General features: G+C 66.7%; 7 protein-coding genes and 1 pseudogene. All 8 read left to right on the forward strand.

The annotated features are described in order from the left end of the window. Positions 1-648, forward strand: a pseudogene (locus tag HUK84_RS10915) (hypothetical protein); the annotation flags it as partial. Between the two features lie 135 nt (positions 649-783). Next, positions 784-1128 (forward strand): hypothetical protein, encoded by a 345-nt coding sequence (locus tag HUK84_RS10920; RefSeq protein ID WP_176640325.1) that lies wholly within the window; start codon positions 784-786, stop codon positions 1126-1128. Beyond that, a complete protein-coding gene (locus HUK84_RS10925) occupies positions 1125-1604 on the forward strand; it encodes a GNAT family N-acetyltransferase (protein WP_176640326.1) in 480 nt (159 codons plus the stop codon). The genes HUK84_RS10920 and HUK84_RS10925 overlap by 4 nt, the downstream gene beginning before the upstream one ends. Beyond that, positions 1598-2311, forward strand: a complete 714-nt coding sequence (locus tag HUK84_RS10930; RefSeq protein ID WP_176640327.1) for a hypothetical protein — start codon at positions 1598-1600, stop codon at positions 2309-2311. Before HUK84_RS10925 ends, HUK84_RS10930 begins: the two co-directional genes overlap by 7 nt. 113 nt (positions 2312-2424) lie before the next feature. Then, complete coding sequence (locus HUK84_RS10935; RefSeq protein WP_176640328.1) at positions 2425-3330, forward strand: tail fiber protein; 906 nt, start codon at positions 2425-2427, stop codon at positions 3328-3330. A 39-nt stretch (positions 3331-3369) separates the two neighbouring features. Beyond that, positions 3370-3783, forward strand: a complete 414-nt coding sequence (locus HUK84_RS10940; protein ID WP_246285614.1) for a hypothetical protein — start codon at positions 3370-3372, stop codon at positions 3781-3783. Beyond that, the gene (locus HUK84_RS10945) at positions 3783-4265 is read left to right on the forward strand and encodes a hypothetical protein (protein ID WP_176640330.1); all 483 of its coding nucleotides are present in this window, start codon (positions 3783-3785) and stop codon (positions 4263-4265) included. Before HUK84_RS10940 ends, HUK84_RS10945 begins: the two co-directional genes overlap by 1 nt. A 47-nt stretch (positions 4266-4312) precedes the next feature. Beyond that, a partial coding sequence (locus HUK84_RS10950; protein WP_176640331.1) for a hypothetical protein occupies positions 4313-4620 on the forward strand: 308 nt, incomplete at its 3' end.

Raw genomic sequence — 4620 nt, forward strand, 5'->3', positions numbered from 1 at the left:
GCCAGCGGCGGCGGCACGGCGAATTACCTGCGCGCCGACGGGACATGGGCCGCGCCGCTGGGCGGGGGAAGCGTCGCGCCGACGGAGGTGCAGCGGGCCTATGGCCGGTCGTCGTCCGGCAGCATAACGGTCACGATGCCGCAAGCCACGACCGTGGGCAATACCGTCGTGGCGATCGGATATGGGGGCAGCGCCGCGCCGAACTTCAATGGAAGCCAGACGGTGTTCCTGGACAGGAGCAGCCTGTCGGCGGTGTCGTTCGTCGTCATGGCCGCGCCGGTGACGAGTGCGCAGACCTCCATCACGGTCAACGGAACATCGGGAAACTATAACATCGAGCTTGTGGAGGTTTCCGGTCTTCGAAACATATATGTCACGGAAGGGACGAATTATTCCGGGAACCCGGAAACCGCCCCGACATTCGCGCCCGCCGGATGCGCCTATTACGGCATGTACGGATCGGGGAATGCGATTGCCTACCAGAGCGCGACGTCGGGCTTGTCCAATGTCGTGCAGCAGGGCGGGAATGCCTCCAATAACGCGACCTTCTATAATTTCAGCGCGGCCTCCCGGGGGACCATGCAGACGCTGACATTCAGCGGGTCGAACGGAAATGTTTTGTCCGCGTCGATCGCTTTTTGCGGGTGAGTGAGGACGGCGAGCCGGGTCGTTTTCATGTTATTGAACTATCGCCATTTATGAAATAGATTATTCGAAATAAGGGCATAGGCACCGCCCTCCATCCGATATCCCTTCGGGGATGCGACGCAGGATTGCGGTGCCATGTCCGTTCAGCCGATTGCCCTGATTCCCGCCCAATATGTTCCGGCATCGACGACGCCGATCTATACGTCGCCGGCGGGCGTGTATTCGCGTATCGACAGCCTGAGCATCTGCAATACCGGCATCGTCGCGGTGCAGGCCAGCATCTATCTGGTGCCGTCGGGCGCCGGCGCGGGCCCGGCCAATGCCACGACCTTCAACCAGGCCGTTCTGCCCGGGCAGACCTGGAACAGCCCGAATGAAATCGGGAAAGTGCTGGGCCCGGGCGATGCGATCGCCGTGCTGGCCGGTGCGGCGAACGCGCTGACGATCACGGCCGGCGGGCTGCAGGTGGTGCTGTCGTGACCCGGTATGGCGTCGAGGCGTGGAGCGCGGTCCTGCTGGAGATGCGGAGCCTGTGGGAGGCGCATTTCCGCGAGGTCGCGCTGGAGCAGGAGCGCGTGCCGCTGGATCCGGACCTGGAGACCTATGCCCGGCTGGAACAGGCCGGCGCGTTGCACGTGCTGACGATGCGCGAGGGGCGGGTGCTGGCGGGCTATCTGGTGGCGCTGGTCTGGCCGCATCTGCATCACCGGGGCACCAGCCATGCCTTTTTCGATCTGTATTACGTGCGGCCGGCCTATCGGCGCTGGACGGCCGGGATTCGCCTGTTTCGCGAGGCGGAACGGACGCTGGCGGCGCGCGGCGTGCGGCGGATGATCGCGGGCACGAAGATCCATGTCGCCCCGACCGGGCGGTCGCTGGATGTCGGCCCGATCTTCCGGCGGCTGGGCTGGGTGGAAATGGAACGTCAATTCGGGAAGTGGATCGGATCATGGTGACGGCAATCGGTGGGGGGCTATCGGCCCTGGGCTCGATCGCGGGCGGGATCACGGGGGCGGATGCGGCGTCGGGCGCGGCGCGGGCGCAGGCGAACGCCTATAACCAGGCGCAGCAATTCCAGCAGAATGTCTATAACCAGACGGAACAGAACCTGTCGCCCTATGTCGGGGCAGGGACGAATGCGCTGTACAGCCTCGCCGGCCTGCTGGGATTGCCGGGCGGGCCGGGCGGCCAGGGAGACGGCGAGGGAGATGGCGCGGCGGCGGCGTACCAGGCCTTCAGCCAGACACCCTATTACCAGTTTCCCCTGCAGCAGGGCGAGCAGGCGCTGGACCAGTCGGCGGCGGCGCGGGGCCTGGCCTTGTCGGGCGGGCAGATGAATGCGCTGCAACGCTATGCGCAGAATTATGCCGGCCAGCAATTCGGCAATTACATGAACGCCTTGTCGGGTCTGGCGGGGATGGGCAGCGCCGCCGCGGGGCAGATCGGCAGCCAGGGCAATGCGGCTGCGACCACGATGCTGAACGCGCTGGGCGGCATGGGGGCGGCCCAGGCGCGTGGCGCCACGACGTCGAACGCGGCGCTGATGTCGGGGCTGGGCAATGCGCTGGCCCTGCTGGGTGGCGGCTCCACCGGTCCGGGCGTGCTGGGAAACGTGCTGGGGCTGGGGGCGGACAATGGCGGAGGGTACGACGTTTTCGGATGAGATGTGGAATTGCCGGAGGATATCGCGATCGGTTAGGATCGGTCATCAGGGCACAGGCACCGCCCGCATGAATCCGCGCCCCGGCCGTACGGGGTGTGTGGGGAGTCTGGTGCATGCCCGGTTCAGCCGCCCGCTTTGTGTGGCCCAATGTTTTCAGCGTCGATGCGACGGGGCTGCCCCGCGCGGGCGCGCAATTGTCGTTCTATCAGACCGGGACCACGACGCCGCAGGCGACCTATGCCGATGCGGGCCTGACCATTCCCAATCCGAATCCGGTCATCGCCGATTCGAGCGGGCAGTTCGGCAATATCTTCCTGCTGGGCGCTCCGGATTATGCGGTGGTCCTGGCGGATGCGAACGGCAACCAGGTCTGGACCATGGACCCGGTCGGGGCCTCGGCCGGCGTGGCCGGGGCGGTGCCGGTCGGGGCCGTGTGCGACTTCGCCGGGGCGGCGGCGCCGCCCGGATGGCTGCTCTGTTACGGTCAGGCGATCAGCCGCGCGACCTATGCGGCCCTGTTCGCCGCGATCGGCACGATTTTCGGAGCTGGTGACGGGGTGACCAGCTTCGCTCTGCCGGACCTGCGCGGCCGGGCGAGCTTCGGCGTCGATAATATGGGAGGCAGCGCCGCCAATCAGGTCACGATGGCCGGATCAGGCGTCAATGGCGTGCAACTGGGTGCGCCGGGCGGCAGTCAGATGGCGGCGGCGCACAGCCACGCGGTCGCCGACCCGGGCCATAGCCATGCGATCACCGATCCGGGCCATGACCACAAGCCCAATCATGGATCGGGCTTCGTCGTGCCGCAGGGATCGGGTGGGGAAATATCGGCGATCTTTGCCGGCGGCGGCGATGTCGAGGAGACGGCGACCGCCCAGACGACGCCGTCCGGCACGGGGGTGACGATCGGGTCGGGCACCACCGGAATTTCGATTTCTACGGCTGGATCGGGCAACAGTCAGAATATGCCGCCGGCCATGATGCTGAACAAGATCATCTATACCGGCGTCGGCGGATAGGCGCCGGACGGGATGGCCGCAAAAAAGCAAGGAGAGGCGATGGATGGGGGAAATCCGGTCCCGGACCCGGCCGGGACGGCCGAGACGCTGCGCCGGCATGACGCGCGGATCGGGCGCCTGGAGCACGGGCAGCAGGACATGATGATGAAGCTGGCCGAGATTTCGGCCGAGGGGCGCGCGCGCGGCGCGCATCAGGACCGTCGCGCCGATCGTGACGTGGAGCAGACGCGCCAGGCGATCGTCGAGCTGCGCCGCGAGATGCGCGCGGCGATTGCCGAAACCACGGCGCCGCTGGCGGAATCGCAGCGAACGCTGATCCGCATGAATGCGGAAATCGCAGGCGGCGTGAAGTTGATTCGAAATATCGGTCTGGCCGTCGGGGGCGTGGTGTCGGCCCTGCTGGGCTATCAGCCCTTTTCGGACTGGCTGGACCGGTTGATGCGGGGGTGGTGATGGGCGGACTGGATGCGGCGGACCTGAAATGGCGGGTCGTGGCGCCGACCCTGGATCGGCTGGGCCTGGGCGGGCCGGCGGCGGTCAATCTGCTGACCGGCACGGCGCTGGTGGAATCGCGCGCGGCGCGCCTGGTGCAGGAAGGGGGCGGCCCGGCATTGGGATTGTGGCAGATGGAGCCCGCGACGCATGATGCGCTGTGGCGCATGCTGACGGACGACGCGGCGCATGCCGAGCTGGAAACCCGGCTGCGGCGCATGACCTGTTCGGACATTCCGCGCATGCGCCAGCTTATCGGCAATCTGCGCTATGCCTGCGCGATGGCGCGGGTGAAATACCGTTTCGATCCGGGCCCGTTGCCGGACGCGAGGAGTGCCGAAAATCTCTGCGTGTATTGGAAGCGTGTCTATAACACCGCCCTGGGTGCCGGGGGTGTGGACAGCGTGCATGTCGCGGCCTTCGCCACCGCGATCGCGGCGTGACGATCGGCGTTCTCGCGGGTCATGAATTTTAACGGATGGGGAATATCATGGATCAGGCGACGATCTTTCACACAGTGCTGTCTCTGGTGCCGGTGGGGTATCTGGTCGATGTCGCGGCCCTGTGCGGGGTGTGTGCGGCGGTCATGCCGTGGCTGCCGGTGCCCGGGAGCGCGCAATCGCCCTATGGCCGGCTTTATGCTGTTCTGAACCTGGCGGCGCAGAATTTCCGCAATGTTGCGAACCTGGCGCAGCCGGGCCGCGTGGCGGTGTCGTGCGATCCGGCGTGTGGCAAAGAGGCGCGTGCTTGTCCGGCCGCTCCGCCGGAAGGCCGGGATGGCGGGACGCGGCGCGATAC

Origin of the sequence: Nguyenibacter vanlangensis (assembly GCF_013376155.1) — a bacterium.
GTDB classification, from domain to species: domain Bacteria; phylum Pseudomonadota; class Alphaproteobacteria; order Acetobacterales; family Acetobacteraceae; genus Gluconacetobacter; species Gluconacetobacter vanlangensis.